This window comes from Arthrobacter sp. SPT-J7 (genome assembly GCF_059089965.1).
The window spans coordinates 382,822-398,923 of the sequence record NZ_JBNHFF010000001.1; the positions used below are offsets into that span (position 1 = coordinate 382,822).

At 67.2% G+C, this 16,102-nt stretch carries 17 protein-coding genes; 8 read left to right on the forward strand and 9 right to left on the reverse strand.

Annotated features, from left to right (window positions below):
* Positions 1 to 131: 131 nt before the first annotated feature.
* From AC5RWX_RS01755 to xdhC, 4 genes are all read left to right on the forward strand, one after another.
* Positions 132 to 926, forward strand: coding sequence for an IclR family transcriptional regulator (locus tag AC5RWX_RS01755; protein WP_494063611.1), 795 nt, complete (start codon positions 132 to 134; stop codon positions 924 to 926).
* 269 nt (positions 927 to 1,195) lie between these two features.
* Positions 1,196 to 2,653 (forward strand): xanthine dehydrogenase small subunit, encoded by a 1,458-nt coding sequence (locus tag AC5RWX_RS01760; RefSeq protein ID WP_494096926.1) that lies wholly within the window; start codon positions 1,196 to 1,198, stop codon positions 2,651 to 2,653.
* Positions 2,650 to 5,031, forward strand: coding sequence for a xanthine dehydrogenase molybdopterin binding subunit (gene xdhB, locus AC5RWX_RS01765; RefSeq protein WP_494096927.1), 2,382 nt, complete (start codon positions 2,650 to 2,652; stop codon positions 5,029 to 5,031). The genes AC5RWX_RS01760 and xdhB overlap by 4 nt, the downstream gene beginning before the upstream one ends.
* Positions 5,028 to 5,903 (forward strand): xanthine dehydrogenase accessory protein XdhC, encoded by an 876-nt coding sequence (xdhC, locus tag AC5RWX_RS01770; RefSeq protein ID WP_494096928.1) that lies wholly within the window; start codon positions 5,028 to 5,030, stop codon positions 5,901 to 5,903. Before xdhB ends, xdhC begins: the two co-directional genes overlap by 4 nt.
* A 175-nt stretch (positions 5,904 to 6,078) precedes the next feature.
* Here xdhC and AC5RWX_RS01775 read toward each other — a convergent pair whose 3' ends face one another.
* From AC5RWX_RS01775 to AC5RWX_RS01790, 4 genes are all read right to left on the reverse strand, one after another.
* The gene (locus tag AC5RWX_RS01775; protein WP_493940007.1) at positions 6,079 to 6,993 is read right to left on the reverse strand and encodes a D-2-hydroxyacid dehydrogenase; all 915 of its coding nucleotides are present in this window, start codon (positions 6,991 to 6,993) and stop codon (positions 6,079 to 6,081) included.
* Positions 6,994 to 7,254: 261 nt separating this feature from the next.
* Positions 7,255 to 7,944, reverse strand: coding sequence for a PspA/IM30 family protein (locus AC5RWX_RS01780; RefSeq protein WP_494096929.1), 690 nt, complete (start codon positions 7,942 to 7,944; stop codon positions 7,255 to 7,257).
* 2 nt (positions 7,945 to 7,946) lie between these two features.
* Positions 7,947 to 8,645 carry a hypothetical protein gene (locus AC5RWX_RS01785; RefSeq protein WP_494096930.1) on the reverse strand — a complete coding sequence of 233 codons (699 nt, stop codon included), beginning with the start codon at positions 8,643 to 8,645 and terminating at the stop codon, positions 7,947 to 7,949.
* 169 nt (positions 8,646 to 8,814) lie between these two features.
* Entirely contained in the window at positions 8,815 to 9,021 is a 207-nt protein-coding gene (locus AC5RWX_RS01790) for a cold-shock protein (RefSeq protein WP_127512299.1), read from the reverse strand.
* 306 nt (positions 9,022 to 9,327) lie between these two features.
* On the opposite strand from AC5RWX_RS01790, the gene AC5RWX_RS01795 reads away from it, so the two are divergent.
* The gene (locus AC5RWX_RS01795; RefSeq protein WP_493939928.1) at positions 9,328 to 10,431 is read left to right on the forward strand and encodes a fatty acid desaturase family protein; all 1,104 of its coding nucleotides are present in this window, start codon (positions 9,328 to 9,330) and stop codon (positions 10,429 to 10,431) included.
* 104 nt (positions 10,432 to 10,535) lie between these two features.
* Here AC5RWX_RS01795 and AC5RWX_RS01800 read toward each other — a convergent pair whose 3' ends face one another.
* The 4 genes from AC5RWX_RS01800 to AC5RWX_RS01815 all read right to left on the reverse strand — a co-directional run bounded on the left by AC5RWX_RS01800 (position 10,536) and on the right by AC5RWX_RS01815 (position 12,764).
* The gene (locus AC5RWX_RS01800; protein ID WP_494096931.1) at positions 10,536 to 11,366 is read right to left on the reverse strand and encodes an aldo/keto reductase; all 831 of its coding nucleotides are present in this window, start codon (positions 11,364 to 11,366) and stop codon (positions 10,536 to 10,538) included.
* A 30-nt stretch (positions 11,367 to 11,396) separates the two neighbouring features.
* A complete protein-coding gene (locus AC5RWX_RS01805) occupies positions 11,397 to 11,858 on the reverse strand; it encodes a hotdog fold thioesterase (protein ID WP_494096932.1) in 462 nt (153 codons plus the stop codon).
* A gap of 95 nt (positions 11,859 to 11,953) precedes the next feature.
* A complete protein-coding gene (locus tag AC5RWX_RS01810; RefSeq protein WP_493939931.1) occupies positions 11,954 to 12,247 on the reverse strand; it encodes a DUF503 domain-containing protein in 294 nt (97 codons plus the stop codon).
* Positions 12,248 to 12,257: 10 nt separating this feature from the next.
* Positions 12,258 to 12,764: a MarR family winged helix-turn-helix transcriptional regulator gene (locus AC5RWX_RS01815; protein WP_494096933.1), complete on the reverse strand. Its 507-nt coding sequence runs from the start codon at positions 12,762 to 12,764 to the stop codon at positions 12,258 to 12,260.
* Between the two features lie 94 nt (positions 12,765 to 12,858).
* On the opposite strand from AC5RWX_RS01815, the gene AC5RWX_RS01820 reads away from it, so the two are divergent.
* Entirely contained in the window at positions 12,859 to 13,509 is a 651-nt protein-coding gene (locus tag AC5RWX_RS01820; RefSeq protein WP_494096934.1) for an NADPH-dependent F420 reductase, read from the forward strand.
* Positions 13,510 to 13,538: 29 nt separating this feature from the next.
* A complete protein-coding gene (locus AC5RWX_RS01825; RefSeq protein ID WP_493939934.1) occupies positions 13,539 to 14,582 on the forward strand; it encodes an LLM class flavin-dependent oxidoreductase in 1,044 nt (347 codons plus the stop codon).
* 58 nt (positions 14,583 to 14,640) lie between these two features.
* Here the strand turns inward: AC5RWX_RS01825 and AC5RWX_RS01830 are convergent, their stop codons facing one another.
* Positions 14,641 to 15,243 carry an NAD(P)-dependent oxidoreductase gene (locus tag AC5RWX_RS01830; protein WP_494096935.1) on the reverse strand — a complete coding sequence of 201 codons (603 nt, stop codon included), beginning with the start codon at positions 15,241 to 15,243 and terminating at the stop codon, positions 14,641 to 14,643.
* Positions 15,244 to 15,314: 71 nt separating this feature from the next.
* On the opposite strand from AC5RWX_RS01830, the gene AC5RWX_RS01835 reads away from it, so the two are divergent.
* Positions 15,315 to 16,058, forward strand: a complete 744-nt coding sequence (locus AC5RWX_RS01835) for an NUDIX hydrolase (RefSeq protein WP_494096936.1) — start codon at positions 15,315 to 15,317, stop codon at positions 16,056 to 16,058.
* Positions 16,059 to 16,102: the final 44 nt, after the last annotated feature.

The window sequence follows — 16,102 nt, forward strand, 5'->3', positions numbered from 1 at the left end:
TCTGAACGTGACGTTCAATTTAGCGACGGGAGGCGGTAGTGTCAATGGTGTCGGCCGGTTCTCGGCATAAGGTGGAAGTGCCCGCCACTACGCGGTCTGGATGGCCGAGACTGTATGGCCGAGAGGAATGCATGGCTTTGCCGGAGACAGAAGCAAACACAGAGGGCTCTGACGCGCCGGACCTTACCAACAAGTCCGTGGTCAAGGCCATGACGCTGCTGCGCGAGCTGGGCCGCCACCCGCAGGGGATCACCGTCACCGAACTGGCCCAGGCCGTCGGACTGACACGCCCCACCGCCTTCCGCCTGCTGTTGAGTATGGAGCAGGTCGGGTTCGTCGATCGGTCTGAGAACAACTACACGCTCGGCTGGGAAATCGCGCGGCTCGGCCGCCTGGCCGACCCGACCGCGGGCGTGGGCGCGAAGGTTCAGCCGATCCTTGAACGGTTCGCCCAGGAGATCAACGAAACAGCCACGTTTGCGCTGAACAAAAGCGCGACGGAGTACGATCTCATCGCCGAGGCCTCGGCGTCGAGAATCCTCAGTGTTTCCCAGCTGTATGTGCACCGCCAGTACCCGCTGCATGCCAGTGCGACCGGCAAGATCCTGCTGGCCGATTTGGACGATGACAAGATCATCCAGCTGCTGCCCGAAACGCTGACCCCGATCACCCGGCAAACCATTACCGACCGCGGTGCCCTGCTGCAGGAGATCCACGAGGTCAGGCGAAACGGGTACTCCGTGCTGGACAACGAACTCGAGGAAGGCCTCTTCGCCGTGGCCGTCGCCGTCCGGGATGCCGATGGATTCCTGCTCGGCGGACTCACCGCCACCGGACCGGACCAACGGATGAAGTCCGGCCGCCTGCCCGGCATCGTGGAGCACCTGCACGCCACGGCCGAAAAAATCGCCAAGGCGATCGGCTAGCCCGGATGAAGGACGCCGGCGCGGCCTCCTTGCTCGACCTGGGCGGCGAGGTTCGCCAGGGACGAGGCCAGCCCGGCTTCGTGATCGGTGGGGGAACGAAGCCCTGCGCAGCGGCCGAAGCCGGCGCCCGCTGTCGTGCCATAAATTAACTGTTTCAGGGCAGCCATTCCCATGCAGATGGTCACGTTTTATCATGGGCCGTTAGGGCGACGAGCCGACGGGGACTGCTGAGACCCAGCCCGTGCCCGACGGCAAAGGGGCGTGAGGCAATGAAGCCGCATGAGGTGAAGGTCAACGGCGTGCCACGGGTGTTGGCCGCCGGTCCGCAGGTCAGCTTGCTTGACTGGCTGCGCGGCCAGGGTTTGACCGGGGCCAAGGAAGGCTGCGCCGAAGGGGAATGCGGCGCTTGCGCGGTCTTGGTGGCGCGCCCAGACGGGCCGGACCGCACCCGGTGGACCGCCGTCAACTCCTGCCTGCCGCCGGCGCTGGCTTTCGACGGCGGGGAGATTGTCACGTCCGAGGGGCTCGGACGCGCTGCGGCTGCCTGCAGCGCCGAGGAACTCCATCCCGTCCAGCGCGAAATGGCGGACCGCGGCGGCTCCCAGTGCGGCTACTGCACGCCTGGCTTTGTCTGCGCCATGGCGGCCGAGTACTACCGTCCTGAACGGCGGCCCGCGGCGGGGGAGCACGGTCCCGACCACGGCCCCAATGGGTTCGACCTGCGCTCGCTGGGCGGTAACCTGTGCCGTTGCACCGGCTACCGGCCCATCCGCGATGCCGCCTACGCTCTGGGTGCGCCGGAGGACGGGGATCCGCTGGCCGTCCGCCGGGAGGCGCCGGCGCCGGCCGCCCGGCGGACCCGTTTCGTCTCCAGCGGAACGGAGTTTATCCGCCCGGAAACGTTGCAGGAGCTGCTGAACCGGTTGGAGCAGGATCCCGACGCCGTGCTGGTGGCCGGTGCCACCGACGTCGGGGTGGAACGGAATCTGCGCCACAGCCGCCCGCGGTTGGTCCTCGCCATCGACCGGCTCCAGGAGCTGCGCGGCTTGGAGCTGGGGGCGGACGTCGTGGACATCGGGGCCGCCCTCACGCTCACCGAAGTCGAGCAGGGGCTGGCCGGACGGGTGCCGCTGCTGCGCGAACTCTTCCCGCAGTTCGCTTCCCGGCTGATCCGGAACAGCGCCACGTTCGGGGGCAACCTGGCGACCGGATCTCCCATCGGCGACGCCGCGCCCGTGCTGCTGGCCCTCGACGCCGGCCTGGTGCTGACTTCACAGCGAGGCGACCGGACCGTGGCGCTCGCCGACTACTTCACCGGCTACCGCCAGAGCGTGCGGGAGCCGGACGAGATCATCCGCGCCATCCGGGTCCCGCTGCCGCTGGCTCCGCGCACGGCATTCTATAAGGTGACCAAGCGGCGCCTCGACGATATCTCCTCCGTGGCGGTCGCATTCGCGGCCCGGTTCGACGGCGCGGTGCTGACCGATCTCAGGATCGGGCTGGGCGGCGTCGCCGCGATGCCGCTGCGAGCCAAGGCCACCGAGAACGCGCTGACCGGCAAAGAACTGACCGCGGAGACTGCGGAGGAAGCTGCCGGCATCCTGGCCGGCGAAGGCACCCCGATGGACGACCACCGGGCCAGCGCCCGCTACCGCACCGCAATGCTGGAGCAGGCGATGCTGCGGTTCTATGCCGAAAACGCCCCGGAACTGGAGGTGGTCCGGTGACCTCGCTAGCCGACCGGCCCGTCAATCCCGTCGTGGGACAGCCCCTCTCGCACGAAAGCGCGGCGCTACATGTGACCGGAACCGCGCTGTATACGGACGATCTGGTCGGCCGCATGCGCGGTTGCCTGCATGCGTGGCCGGTGCAGGCACCCCACGCCCACGCCTACGTGACGGCGCTCCGCACCGAGCCGGCGTCGGCCGTTCCCGGCGTGGTCCGGGTGCTGACCGCCGCCGACGTGCCCGGTGTCAACGACGCCGGCGCAAAGGACGACGAACCGCTCTTTCCGCGCGAGGTGATGTACTACGGCCACGCCGTGTGCTGGGTGCTGGGCGAGACCACCGAGGCGGCCCGGCTCGGGGCGGCGGCCGTGCAGGTCGAGTACGAGGAACTGCCGTCGCTGCTGACCCTCACCGAGGCCATCGACGCAGCCAGCTACCAGGGAAACCAGCCGGTGGTGGGCCGCGGCGACGCCGAGGCCGGGCTAAAGAGCGCGCCGCACCGGTTCAGCGGAACGTTCGAGTTCGGCGGCCAGGAGCACTTCTATCTGGAGACCCACGCCTCGCTGGCCCACGTGGACGAGTCCGGGCAGGTCTTCGTCCATTCCTCCACCCAGCACCCCTCCGAAACCCAGGAGATCGTCGCGCACGTGCTGGGGCTGACCAACAGCGAGGTCACCGTCCAATGCCTGCGGATGGGCGGCGGGTTCGGCGGCAAGGAGATGCAGCCGCACGGGCTGGCAGCCGTCGCCGCGCTCGGCGCCGTGCTCACCGGGCGGCCGGTCCGGCTCCGGCTGAACCGCAGCCAGGACATCACCATGACGGGCAAGCGGCATCCGATGCACGCGAGCTGGGACGTGGGGTTCGACGACGACGGGCTCCTCCTCGCACTGCGCGCCACCATCACGTCCGACGGCGGATGGAGCCTGGATCTGTCCGAGCCCGTCCTGGCCCGCGCCCTCTGCCACATCGACAACGCGTACTTCATTCCCGACGTCGAGGTCCACGGCCGGATCGCCAAGACCAACAAAACCTCGCAGACGGCCTTCCGCGGGTTCGGCGGCCCGCAGGGCATGCTGGTCATCGAGGACATCCTGGGCCGCTGCGCGCCGGCACTGGGCATCGAACCGGCCGAGCTGCGCCGCCGCAACTTCTACGCGCCGGGCCAGAGCACGCCGTACGGGCAGCCGGTCCGGCACGCCGAACGGCTGCACGACATCTGGGCCCAGCTGTCATTACGGGCCGACGTTGAAGTGCGCCGGGCCGCCGTGCAGCGCTTCAACGCCACCCACGAGCACTGCAAACGCGGGCTGGCGATGACACCGGTGAAGTTCGGCATCTCCTTCAACTTCACCGCCTACAACCAGGCCGGGGCGCTGGTGCACGTCTACAAGGACGGGTCGGTGCTGGTCAACCATGGCGGCACGGAGATGGGCCAGGGCCTGCACACCAAGATGCGCCAGGTGGCCGCCACCGCCTTGGGCGTGCCGCTGGATTTCGTGCGGCTGGCCCCGACACGGACGGACAAGGTGCCCAACACCTCGGCCACGGCAGCGAGTTCGGGTGCCGATCTCAACGGCGGGGCGGTGAAGCACGCCTGCGAGCAGATCCGTGAGCAACTGGCCGAAGTCGCGGCGCGCAAGCTGGACACCCAGCCCTACAACGTGCGCTTCGTCGACGGCCGCGTGACCAGCCTGGGCTCAACCGAGAGCCTGTCCTTCGCCGAGCTGGTGCACACGGCCTACTTCCAGCGCACGCCGCTGTTCGCCTCCGGTTTCTACCGGACCGAGGGCATCCACTGGGACGCGGCAAACATGCAGGGTGAGCCCTTCAAGTACTTCTCCTACGGCGCAGCAGTGTCCGAGGTCGAGGTGGACGGCTTCACCGGGGCCTACCGGCTGCTGCGCACGGACATTGTGCACGACGTCGGCGACAGCCTGTCCCCGCTGATCGACCTGGGCCAGATTGAAGGCGCTTTCGTCCAGGGCACCGGCTGGCTGACCCTGGAGGAATTGCGCTGGGACACATCCGCGGGGCCGGACCGGGGCCGGTTAACCACGCAGGCAGCCAGCACGTACAAGATTCCGAGCTTCTCCGAGATGCCCGAGGAGTTCAACGTCCACCTGTACGAGCGCGCCACCGAGAGCGGCGTGGTGTACGGGTCCAAGGCGGTGGGGGAGCCGCCCTTGATGCTTGCCTTCAGCGTGCGCGAAGCCCTGCGCTCGGCCGCCGCGGCCTTCGGGCCGGCCGACCGTCCGCTCGAGCTGCCCAGTCCGGCGACCCCGGAAGCCGTCTTTTGGGCAGTCCAGGAGGCCCGTGCCGCCGCCGGAGCGCGCGCAGTACCCGCCACGACGCCGGCCGCTTCGGGAGCGGGCCGATGACGGACTGGCTCGCAGCAGTGCAGAGTCTGCGCGACGACGGACGCCCCGGTGTGCTCGCCACCGTGACCTCCGTGCGGGGCCACGCGCCCCGGGAGGCGGGCGCCAAGATGGTCATCGCCGCGGACGCCCTGTGGGACAGCGTCGGCGGCGGGAACCTTGAGGCCGAGGTGATCGACCGGGCCCGCCGCATGATCGCCGAGGCGTCCAGTGCGCCCGCGACCCTGACCTTCGCGCTCAACGAGCACGCGGCGAACCAGCACGGGCGCCAGTGCTGCGGCGGCGAAGTGCAGGTCCTCCTGGAACCGTTGCGCAATGATCCCGTGGTGGCCGTCTTCGGCGTTGGGCATGTGGGGTTCGAGCTGGCCCGGATCCTCTCCCGGCTGCGCCTGCGCTTGCACCTGATCGACAGCCGGGCCGGGCAGCTCGATCCGCTCCGGCTGGCCGAGGTGACCGCCGGCAGCGCCACGGTCACGGTCCACCACACGCCGGCACCGGAGACCGTGCTGCAGGCCTTGCCGGCCGGCTCGCACGTCTACATCATGACCCACGACCATGCCGAGGATTTCTTGCTCTGCGACGCCGCGCTGCGCCGCGGCGGCCTAGACGTTGGACTGATCGGCTCGGCGGCTAAGTGGGCCCGCTTCCGGCAGCGGCTGCGCGCGGAGGGGCACGAGGACGTGGACTCCATCCGCTGCCCCATTGGCTTGCCCAGCGTCGCCGGCAAAGCCCCCGCAGCCATCGCCGTCGCGGTGGCCGCGGAACTGCTTGGCAGGCTTGGCGGCGGGGGTAGCGCGGTACCGGAAGCTTCCGGGCCCGCCGGCCGCGCCGTGTCGGAGAAACTCCGGATCAGCCGGCCGCGAGGGCAGGGTTAACCGCTCAGGGCACGGTTGCTCGGTGAGGGCAGGGTGCATGGGCCCCGCCCTGGCAGGAATACCCCGCCCTGAAGGTGATTGCGCTCGCCGGTCCGGGTAAGTGCGGTCGGCGTCCCAAGGAGCTGCCGGCATAACTCCGGGGGCCGTCACCAACAGGGGTTCAGGACGGTACGGGCTAGGACGGCGCGGCGAAGCCCAGCTTCTTGTCGATCACATTTTCCAGCGGCTTCTGCCGGAGGTAGCGGCCGAAGTTGTCCGCGAACTGGCCGGCGAGCTGCGGCAGCCAGCCCCGGGCGTCGCCGCTCAGGTGCGGGGAGATGATCACGTTGTCCATCGCCCACAACGGGTGGTCCACTGGTAACGGCTCGACTTCGAACACGTCCAAGGCCGCTCCGGCGATGGCACCGGTCTGCAGCGCGTCCACCAACGCTTCGGTATCCACGCTGGCACCGCGCCCCACGTTAATAAGCCGTGCGGTGGGCTTCATGGCCTTCAGCACCTGCTTGTCGATGAGGTGCCGGGTCTGCTCGGTTAGCGGTGCCACCATCACCACCCAGTCGAAACCATCGACGACGTCGGCTAGTTCCGGGGATGCGTACACCTCGCCGAAATCCGCATCGCCGCTGCGTGCCGTGCGCCCGGCCCCGGCGACGCGCAGCCCCACGGCTTTGAGCACGCGGGCAATCTCGCGGCCGATGGCACCGGTGCCGACGATGAGCGCACGGGAGCCTTCCAGCCGCTCGGTCTCCCTATGCTGCCAGGTCCGCTCCCGCTGCAGGGACAGCAGGCCCGGCAGGTTCTTGGCGAAGGCCAGCATGCCGGTGAGCACAAACTCGGCCATCGGCCTGTCGAAGATGCCGCGGGCATTGGTGACCACCACGCCGGATTCCCGCAAGTCCTCGAACAGGAGCTTGTCCACGCCGGCGGCTGCCACATGGATCCACTCCAGCGAGCCGGCGGCATGCCAGGCATCCTCCAGCGCGGAGGAGAAGAAGTCCCAGAGCAGCAGCACCTGCGCACCGTCGAGCGCTTCGGCCAGCTGGTCCGCGGTGACGTACCGCACCTCGGCGGCAGCTTCCACATCCTCCATGCCGGGCGGGAGTCTGTCCTTGTACAGGACGGTAACCACCGGCTTGTGGCCCGCCTTCGGGTGCTCCGAGCCGCTGGGCTCGGGGGCTTCGCGTTCCGTCAAGGTTTCCTGTATCCCAGCCATCGTCCTGCTTTCCGTCGCGGCACTGCCTGGCCCCGTCGACCGTGACCATCCTAGAGGAGCCAGCGGTTCCGTGGCCGTTGAGCGGCCGGGGGAGGAGACCGGAGCGACGGGCAGCGCTGTACTGCCCCGCCTGGAATCTTAGCCGCGGGGCGGCTGGTTGCCTTTGGTCTTGAGTTCGCCCAACTGGCCCTCGACTTCCGTGCTGGCCTCCAGCCATTCGAAGGCAGCCTGAACCTGGGGCGAGTCCGGATCCGACCAAGCGATTTCGTTCCGGGCATTGGCCTCTGCCTCGATCCGCCGGGTCTCGCGCTCGGCCTCCCGGGCGGCCGACTGGATGCCGTTGGCGCTGCCGGCTGCAGCCGACGCGGCCTGCTGCATGCCGAGGGTGGCTTGGGCCACGCTGTGGCGGGCTTGGAGAGCCTGGAACTGCATCCGGCTTTCGTCGATCCGTAGAGACAGCCGGCCCAGCTCGCCGTTCAGTTGGCGCCATTGTTCGGCCATGCGCTCATACTGTCGGGAGAGCGCTTGCACCCTCTTGGACGCCGTGATGCTGCGGTGCAGGGCCTCGCGGGCGCCGTCGTCGTCGCCTCGGGCAACGCACTCCTCGGCGTAGCGGTCGCAGTAGGCCTGCTCGGCTTTGGCCTCGTCCAGCAGCAACTCAATCCGCCGGCAATCAGCGGCGATGTCGGCAACGCTGCGGCGGGCCTGCTCCACCGCGTCGACCTGTTGCTGCTGGCTTGCCGCGATGGTTGCCAACGGATCCACTGGTGCCTCTTTAGCCGTGCGGTTGGCACGGATAATGCGTCCGATGCGGCGTTTGATGGACAACATTAGCTCCTGCTGGGGTTGGGCCGGCGTTGCGCCGGAGCAGTCCGACGGCGCTGCTGGACGTCCAGCCAACCGTGCGGCGGAACAGTGGCGCCGAAGCCGCCAGGCGTGCCGCGGTAGGACGAGGACCAAGCATGCAGCGCCTCGATCTCGCGGGACAAGTGCCTGCCAGCCAGGTCCAGTTGCTCGGCGTCGGCGGAATAGCCGGCTTCCATCACATGTTGCCGCAGTTCGCCGGAAAGCCGGTTCACCTGATCCGCCCGGCCGGCCAGGCCGGCGGCCAAGGAGCGCTTCACGCCAAGGTCCGGTTCTCCTTCGGCCAGCTTCAGCTGGGCATCCAGGGACCGGGACGCGGCCTGAAGCCTGTCCGCGACGAGCGGGAGTTCGCCCACGGGACGGCCCTCGGCAAAGGCGGCGGCCAGAGCACGCCCCGTCGCTTCGGCCGAGCGCTGCAGGCCGAGCCGTTGCCGCGCAAGGCGGCGTCCGGCGTCGTCCTTGGTGAAGCTGCGCACGGTCAGGGTCCCCGTGCGGAACCCGTTCCGGAGCTGGCTGGACCGCCGGATCCGGCGGATCACCAGCCACAGGCCGACGGCGGCCGCAGTGCCGAGGCACAGCATGGTGACGCCGGTGAACAGGAGGATTTGCAGGACTAGGTCAGCCATAAAGGATCCGGAACTCGCGGTCTCTGGGGTCGGTGGCATGCCTTAAGTTTGCCCCCGCATGCCGGTTCCTGCCAGTGGGAGGGAAAGTCGCCTACAGGGAGGCAAAGTTGCCGCCAACAGGACGGTGGTGCGGCAAAAACAATGGAGCCGGTTCCCGCGTGGGAACCGGCTCCATTGGAAAGACTAGTGCGGCGTTGCCGCTACCGTCTTAGAGGCCGCGGATGTTGGCAGCCTGCAGGCCCTTGGGGCCCTGCACGGTTTCGAATTCGACCTTCTGGTCTTCACGCAGTTCGCGGTATCCGCCACTGTTCTCGATGGCCGAGTAGTGAGCGAAAACGTCGGCCGAGCCGTCGTCCGGAGCGATGAAGCCGAAGCCCTTTTCAGAGTTAAACCACTTGACGGTTCCAGTTGCCATTTTTGTACTCCTCCGAGTAATTCACGATCCGCGGACTTCACGGTTCGCTTGCAGCGGTGTTTTTAGTCCGCCGTTCAGAGAAGCACAAGCCCTTCGGTGAAGGACCTGTTGCTCAAAATCAAATGCGCAACACAACAACTACAAGTTTCACAGTACACGAAAGAGGCGGGGATACCGAATGGCACTACCACGGCCGTGCTGCGTTCAGCGTCCGTTCAGCAAGACACCGTAGAGTGATCTTCATCTACGGGGTATTCGCCCTACTGAAGCGGCTGGGAAGTCGGACATCGAAACCACTAAGGCCGCATGAGCATATCTGTATCTCCACCCGCACCGACCACCCGCAGCAGGCGCGGCTCCTCAGCCGCCACCGGCTACTCCCAGCTTTTGAACACGGTGCGGGACGCTGGACTGCTCAGAAAGCGCCGCGGCTTCTACATCAGCCTGTTCGCGGCGCTGGCATTGGGCCTCGGCGGCGCGGTTACCGGCTTCGTGCTGTTGGGCGACAGCTGGTACCAGCTCCTGATTGCCGCAGCACTCGGCATCCTGTTCACACAGCTGGCGTTCCTGGCCCACGAGGCGGCCCACCGGCAGGTCTTCGAGACCGGTCCCGCCAATGACCGGGCCGGAAGGTTCCTGGCCAACGCTGTGGTTGGAATCAGCTTCCAGTGGTGGATGAACAAGCACACCCGACACCACGGCAACCCGAATACCATCGGCAAAGATCCGGATATTGAACAGGACACCATTTCCTTCCTGCCGGAGCAGGCGGCCGAGCGCAAGGGACTGATGGCCTGGTTCACCCGCCGGCAGGGCTACCTGTTCTTCCCGCTGCTGATGCTCGAGGGCATCAACCTGCACGCCACGTCGATCAAATCGCTGTTCGCCCGCGGCCAGGTCAAGGGACGCAAACGGGAACTGTCCATCTTGTTCGCCCGGCTGTCTCTCTACATTGCCGCGATCTTCATCTTCCTGCCCACCGGCATGGCCTTCGCCTTCATCGGAGTCCAGCTCGCCGTCTTCGGTGTTTACATGGGCGCCTCCTTCGCCCCGAACCATAAGGGCATGCCGCTGATCCCGAAGGACTCCAAGGTGGACTTCCTCAGCCGTCAGGTCCTGACCAGCCGCAACATCATCGGCCGCACCCGGCTGGGAAGCGGATCCATCAACGCCTTCATGGGCGGGCTGAACTACCAGGTGGAGCACCACCTCTTCCCCAGCATGCCGCGGCCCAATCTGGCCAAGGCCGCCGAGATTGTGCGCGAATACTGCGCCACCCACAAGATCCCGTACACGGAAACTTCGCTGCCCAAGTCCTACGGGATTGTGGTCCAGTACCTGAACAAGGTGGGGCTCTCCGCCCGAGACCCGTTCGACTGCCCGATGGTGGCAGAGTACCGCCGGCTCTAGCGCCGGCAGGTTCCTCGGCTCATCGGCTGTACCGATAACACCCGCTTTCCCGGCGGTTGTGTGCGTTTTCGGTACAGCCGATTCTGTTTAAGCCAGATTCGTTTTTAGAGCTGGGTGAATTCAGCCGTGGCCGGGTCGGCGCCGATGCGGCCGCCGGCGTCGAGCGCTGTGATGGCAGCGAGGTCCTCCGCATCGAGGGTGAGCCGTGCCGCGGCCAGGTTCTGCGCAATCCGATCCGGATTGGCGGACTTGGGGATCACGATATTGCCGTTGGCCAGATGCCAGGCGAGCACCACTTGGGCCGGGGACGCCAGGTACTTGGCCGCGATGGCGGTGACCGTCCGGTTCTCCAGATCGGCGCCCTGGCCCAGCGGGCTGTAGGCTTCGACGGCGATGCCGTGACGGCGGCTGAGCGCTGCCACTTCGCGCTGCTGGAAGGTCGGGTGGATCTCGATCTGGTTGACCGTCGGCACCGTGCCTCCGGCGGCCAACAACGTTTCCAGGTGGTCGGCCAGGAAGTTGGAGACGCCGATGGCCCGGCTGAGGCCTTCGGTGTAGATCTCTTCAAGTACCTGCCAGGCCTGCAGGTAGAGGTTCTGCGACGGCACCGGCCAATGGATCAGATACAAGTCCACGAAGTCCAGGCCGAGTTCGCGCAGGCTGTTGTCGAAGGCTTCGCGCGCGGTCGCCTGTTCGCCGTTGCGCAGCTTGGTGGTGATGAACAGATCCTCCCGGGCAATCCCGCTGGACTTGATGGCGGCGCCCACACCGGACTCGTTGCGGTACGCGGCAGCCGTGTCGATGTGGCGATAGCCCGCTTCAAGCGCAGCTTCGACCGCCTGCTGGGTTTCAGCCGGCGGCACCTGGAAGACGCCGAACCCCAGCTGCGGGATGGCGACGCCGTTGTTGAGGTCGATCGTGGGCACAGAGACCATGGGAATACTCCTTCGTACAGGGGTGCGGAACTACTTCTTCGGGACCAGCACGCCAAACACGCGCAGTTCGGCCAGATGCTGCCCGTCCTGGTCGTGGATGGAAATATCCACAATGTTGTTGCGGCCGAAGCGGGTGCGCTCGACGCCGGTGGCGACCAGCCGTGAATCCGCCGCACCGGGCGCGATGTAGGTGATTTCGGCCTGCCGGGAGACGGACGGGCGGCCCAACGACTCGCACACAAACGCGAAGCAGGTGTCGCCCAAGGTAAACAAGTATCCGCCGTGCAGAATGTGGTGGCCGTTCAGCATGTAGTCCTGGACGGCCATGGCCATGACCACGCGGCCCTCTTCGGCCTCGAGCACCTCGATACCCAGATGCTGCGACGCTTTATCGGACGCGTAGCGGTGGCGAACAAGGTCCTCGACCGTGGCAAACTGCGCATTGGTGGCAGGGGTGGTCAACGGTGTCCTCCCGGACGTGGCATGGATCATTGGCGTGATCCACGCTACCAACATCGGCGCCCGAACACTTCGGCCTGCGGCCCATGACCGGGCGGCCGCCGCACACAAAGCCGCGTCGCCGGAGATCAGTCCTCGCTGGAGAGGATCTTCCGCCTGGTGCTCAGCAGATCGACGCCCGGCCGGTAGGCGACGTAGTTCTCGGCGGTGTCCAGCACCTGCACCACATGGGCCCGGTCGGCGCCGACCATGCCGATGCCCACCTCCGCCCGGCGGTAGAGGTCCTGCTGGCCGACCTCGGCCACGGAAACATCGAACCGTTTCCGCACTTCGGCGATGATCGGCCGCAGCACGGAGCGTTTTTCCTTCAGCGAATGCACATCGCCCAGGAGCAGGTCGAACTCAATCCAGCCGATCCACATGGGGACGATTCTAGGGCAGGTGGTCCATCGCCTCGCACGGGCTGGAATTCGGCTGGGCGCGGTGGATCTCCATGGCGAGCCGCTGGATGAGTCCGGACAACTGGGCGACCTCGTCCGCCGCCAAGCCCGAAAGCAGGCTCTGTTCAGCAGCGGCCACGCGGACCTCATAAGTCGAGAGCACCGTGCGCCCTTGCCTGGTGGGGACAATCTTCCGCGCGCGCCGGTCGTTGGCCGCGGGGACGCGTTCCACCAAGCGGGCAGCCACGAGCTTGTCCAGGAGGTAGGTCAGCACCGTGCGGTCGATCGCCAGATGCGCGCCCAGAGCCTGCTGGTTCGGCGGATCCCTGTGGACGACGGCGGAGAGCACCTGATAGCCGCGGATGCCCTCCGGCATGTCCGCGACGGCCTCCTCGAATCTGGACTGGTATCCGCGCAGCACCATGCCCAGGTTCCAGCCGAGATCGCCGGGAATCTGGTCCTGCGTCCGGCCGGCGGATGCTGCGGGTGCTCCTGTCATGCCACACATCATAACCGGTTACACGAAGTTGCACAGATAATCTGCGTCCAATATAGTCTGTGCAGCAACATACTTTTTCTCAACTGGAGTTGGCGTGGACCATGGCGTGATTGGCATTTTGGGAGCGGGACGGGTGGGCACAGCGGTGGCCCGGCAGTCGCTCAAAGCCGGATTCCGGGTGAAGATCGCCACGGCCAAGCCGGCGGACGAGATCGCCTTGTTGGCCGAGATCATCACGCCGGGAGCAGAAGCGGTTGATGCGGCCGAAGCAGCGGCGGCGGACCTCGTCGTCGCGGCCGTTCCCCTGCACAAGTACCGCACGCTGCAGCCGGAGCTGTTGTCCGGAAGGACCGTCGTCGACGCGATGAACTACTGGGCGCCGACCGACGGTGTGATTGCCGACTTCGACGACGACGCACGCGGCAGCAGCGAGGTCATCCAGGAGTTCCTGGCCGGCGCCCGCCTGGTCAAATCGCTGAACCACATTGGGTACCGCGAGCTTGAAGTCGACGGCCGCGAAGCCGGTGCCGCCGATCGCCGGGCCCTGGCGCTTGCCTCGGATGACCCCGGAGCCAAAGCCCTGGTCGCCGGCTTCATCGACCGGATCGGTTACGACCCGGTGGATGCCGGCCCGCTGTCGGCCGGCCGGGCCTTCCAGCCTGGCACCGCCATCTTTAACGCGGCGCACACCGCCGAACAGCTCCGCGGCCTCTTGGCCGAGGCCAACGAACCCGCCCGTCCCTGACCACGTCATCGGGCAGAACAGGAACCACGATGGAAATCGGTGCTTACAGCTTCGGCGACACGCAACTGAATCCGGACGGCTCGCAACGCGCGACGTCCGAGGCGGTCCGCAATCTCTTCGAGGCCATCGTCCACGCGGATGAGGCCGGTCTGGATTATTTCGGCATCGGCGAACACCACACCACCAGCATGCCCGCGTCCTCACCCGGCGCGATCGTCGCAGCAGCCGCGGCCGCGACGAAGCAGATCAAGCTCGGCAGCGCCGCCAGTATCATTTCCACCGACGACCCGGTCCGCGTGTTCCAGCAGTTCGCCGCCGCCGACGCGATCTCCGGCGGGGGCCGGATCGAAATCACCGCGGGACGCGGCTCGTCGGTCGAAACCTTCCCGCTCTTCGGCTACGACCTGGGCGACTACGACGAGCTCTATGCGCAGAAGCTGGACCTGTTGATGACCATCAACAACAGCTCCACGCCCGAGGTCTCCTGGAGCGGCTCCCGGCGGCCGGCCATCGCGGACCTGGCCGTGGTGCCACGCCCCGCCTCCGGGCGGCTGCCCATCTGGCTGGCCACCGGAGGCAACGCCGGTTCGTCGGCCCGGGCCGGACAGCTGGGCCTGCCGGTCTCCTACGGGATCATCGGCGGGGCCCCGCACCGGTTCGCCCCGCTGGCCGAGCTGTACCGGCGCTCCGCTGCCCAGGCCGGCCATTCGGGTCCGGAGATCAAGGTTTCCGTGGCAGCGCTGGGGCTGGTGGCACCGACCAAGCAGGAGGCCCTGGACAGGTTCTACCCCGGCTGGCACAACCTGAATGTGGAAATGGGACGACTGCGCGGCTGGCCGGCGCCGGACCAGAGGGCTTTCCTGGCCCAGGCCGAGGCCCCGGGCGCCTACTACGTGGGGGACCCGGATGAAGTAGCCGAGCGCATCGTCCATCTACACGGACACCTGGGGCACATGCGGCACTTCCTCCAGACCGACATCGGCGGGCTGCCGCATGAACACCTGATCGAATCCATCACGTTGCTGGCCAGCGAGGTGAAGCCGCGCGTCGAGCGCCTGCTGTCCCGGAAGTAGGCATAACCAGGGCGCCGACACTCAGCAGTGCCGGCGCCCTGGTTTCGAGGGGGACGTCCTAGTTGGCGACCGTGAAACGCCGGTTTTCATGCTGCGGGTTCTCCAGCTCGTCCAGCACAGCCACGGCAAAGTCCTGGGTCGAGACGCTCTCGCCGGCGGGGGAATCCGCACCCAGCTTGTAGCTGCCGGTGCGCTCGCCCGGCGCGATCTGCGGGGCGGGAGCCAGCATGGTCCACTCCAGACCGGACGCGGAGCGGTACAGTTCCAAAACTTCGGCCATGGTGATGGCTTCGGGCTTGTAGTCCTCCGGGAAACCGGGCAGATCCTTCAGCTGCACGCCGTCCACCTCGGTGGCGCCGGCGCCGCCCACCACGAATAACCGCGCCGGGATGAGGGTCTCGGAGATTGCCTCGTGCGCATCCACGAACGGCGCGTGCGGTTCTCCGGTGCGCGACGGCGGGATGGAAAGGACGACGACGTCGTGCTCGCCGGCAATCTGCTTGTAGGTCTTCAGATCGGAGAGCTCCGCAGCCTGGGCCGTGCCGCCGTCCACCGTGGTGCCGCTGCGCGAGATCGCGGTGACCTGATGGCCGCGGCGCAATGCCTCTGCGGTGATCTGGCTGCCGACCATGCCGGTGGCGCCGTAGACGGCAATCTTCATCTGTAAGTCCTCTCATCGGGCGAAGCGGTCATCTGGCACCGGCGTTTCAGCCACGACCTAAGCTAGGGAACGTGGACAACGCGGTGGACAGTCAGGCGGACCAAGCGGAGCTGGCGGCAACAGTCGTTTTGCTGCGCGATCATGCGGACGGACTCGAGGTCCTGATGCTGGAACGGCCTGGCAAGGGAACCTTCGCCGGGGCCTGGGTATTCCCGGGAGGCAAGGTGGACCCGGACGACTATCTGGCGGCTGAAGCGGAAGCCGGCGTGCCCGCACCGGCGGGCTCCGCCGTCGTCGAAGGCCTTGCCAAGCAACTGGCTGCGGCGAGGAATGCGGGCGTGCGCGAGACGTTCGAAGAAACCGGGCTGCAGATCGCCGGGCAGGAGCTGGTGCACCTCTCCAACTGGGTGCCCCGACACAGCCTGGTTCGCCGCTTTCAAACCTGGTTCTTCGTGGCGGCAGCGCCGGCCGGCGAGATCCGGCTGAACGACGGCGAGCTGGCTGGCTACGCATGGATGTCGCCAGCGGAAGCACTGCGCCGGCACCAGTCCGGTCGCATGCAGTTGGTCCCGCCGACCTGGGTCACGCTGCACGAACTGAGCGGCTTCGCCACCGTGGCCGACGCGTTGGAGGCAGCCCGCAAGGCGCAGCCCTTCGATTTTGAGAGCCATGTGATCGATGATCCGGTCAATGGGCAGACCATCGTCTGGGCGGGCGATGATGCCTACCCCGGTCCCGGGCCGGCGGCTTCTGCGGGGTCCAGGCACCGGCTCTTCACCGCCGCGCTGCCGTGGCGGTACGAACGGCACCACTAAACCCCTACTCCGCCCGCGGATGCGCGCCTACACTTGTGGCACCT

Coding starts and splice junctions, on each gene's coding strand:
- AC5RWX_RS01790 (WP_127512299.1), bottom strand. CDS start 9,021: ATGGCAACTGGAACCGTCAAGTGGTTTAACTCTGAAAAGGGCTTCGGC.
- AC5RWX_RS01825 (WP_493939934.1), top strand. CDS start 13,539: ATGGAAATCGGTGCTTACAGCTTCGGCGACACGCAACTGAATCCGGAC.
- AC5RWX_RS01755 (WP_494063611.1), top strand. CDS start 132: ATGGCTTTGCCGGAGACAGAAGCAAACACAGAGGGCTCTGACGCGCCG.
- AC5RWX_RS01800 (WP_494096931.1), bottom strand. CDS start 11,366: ATGGTCTCTGTGCCCACGATCGACCTCAACAACGGCGTCGCCATCCCG.
- AC5RWX_RS01760 (WP_494096926.1), top strand. CDS start 1,196: ATGAAGCCGCATGAGGTGAAGGTCAACGGCGTGCCACGGGTGTTGGCC.
- AC5RWX_RS01830 (WP_494096935.1), bottom strand. CDS start 15,243: ATGAAGATTGCCGTCTACGGCGCCACCGGCATGGTCGGCAGCCAGATC.
- AC5RWX_RS01775 (WP_493940007.1), bottom strand. CDS start 6,993: ATGGAGGATGTGGAAGCTGCCGCCGAGGTGCGGTACGTCACCGCGGAC.
- AC5RWX_RS01795 (WP_493939928.1), top strand. CDS start 9,328: ATGAGCATATCTGTATCTCCACCCGCACCGACCACCCGCAGCAGGCGC.
- AC5RWX_RS01805 (WP_494096932.1), bottom strand. CDS start 11,858: ATGATCCATGCCACGTCCGGGAGGACACCGTTGACCACCCCTGCCACC.
- xdhC (WP_494096928.1), top strand. CDS start 5,028: ATGACGGACTGGCTCGCAGCAGTGCAGAGTCTGCGCGACGACGGACGC.
- AC5RWX_RS01785 (WP_494096930.1), bottom strand. CDS start 8,645: ATGCCACCGACCCCAGAGACCGCGAGTTCCGGATCCTTTATGGCTGAC.
- AC5RWX_RS01810 (WP_493939931.1), bottom strand. CDS start 12,247: ATGTGGATCGGCTGGATTGAGTTCGACCTGCTCCTGGGCGATGTGCAT.
- AC5RWX_RS01815 (WP_494096933.1), bottom strand. CDS start 12,764: ATGACAGGAGCACCCGCAGCATCCGCCGGCCGGACGCAGGACCAGATT.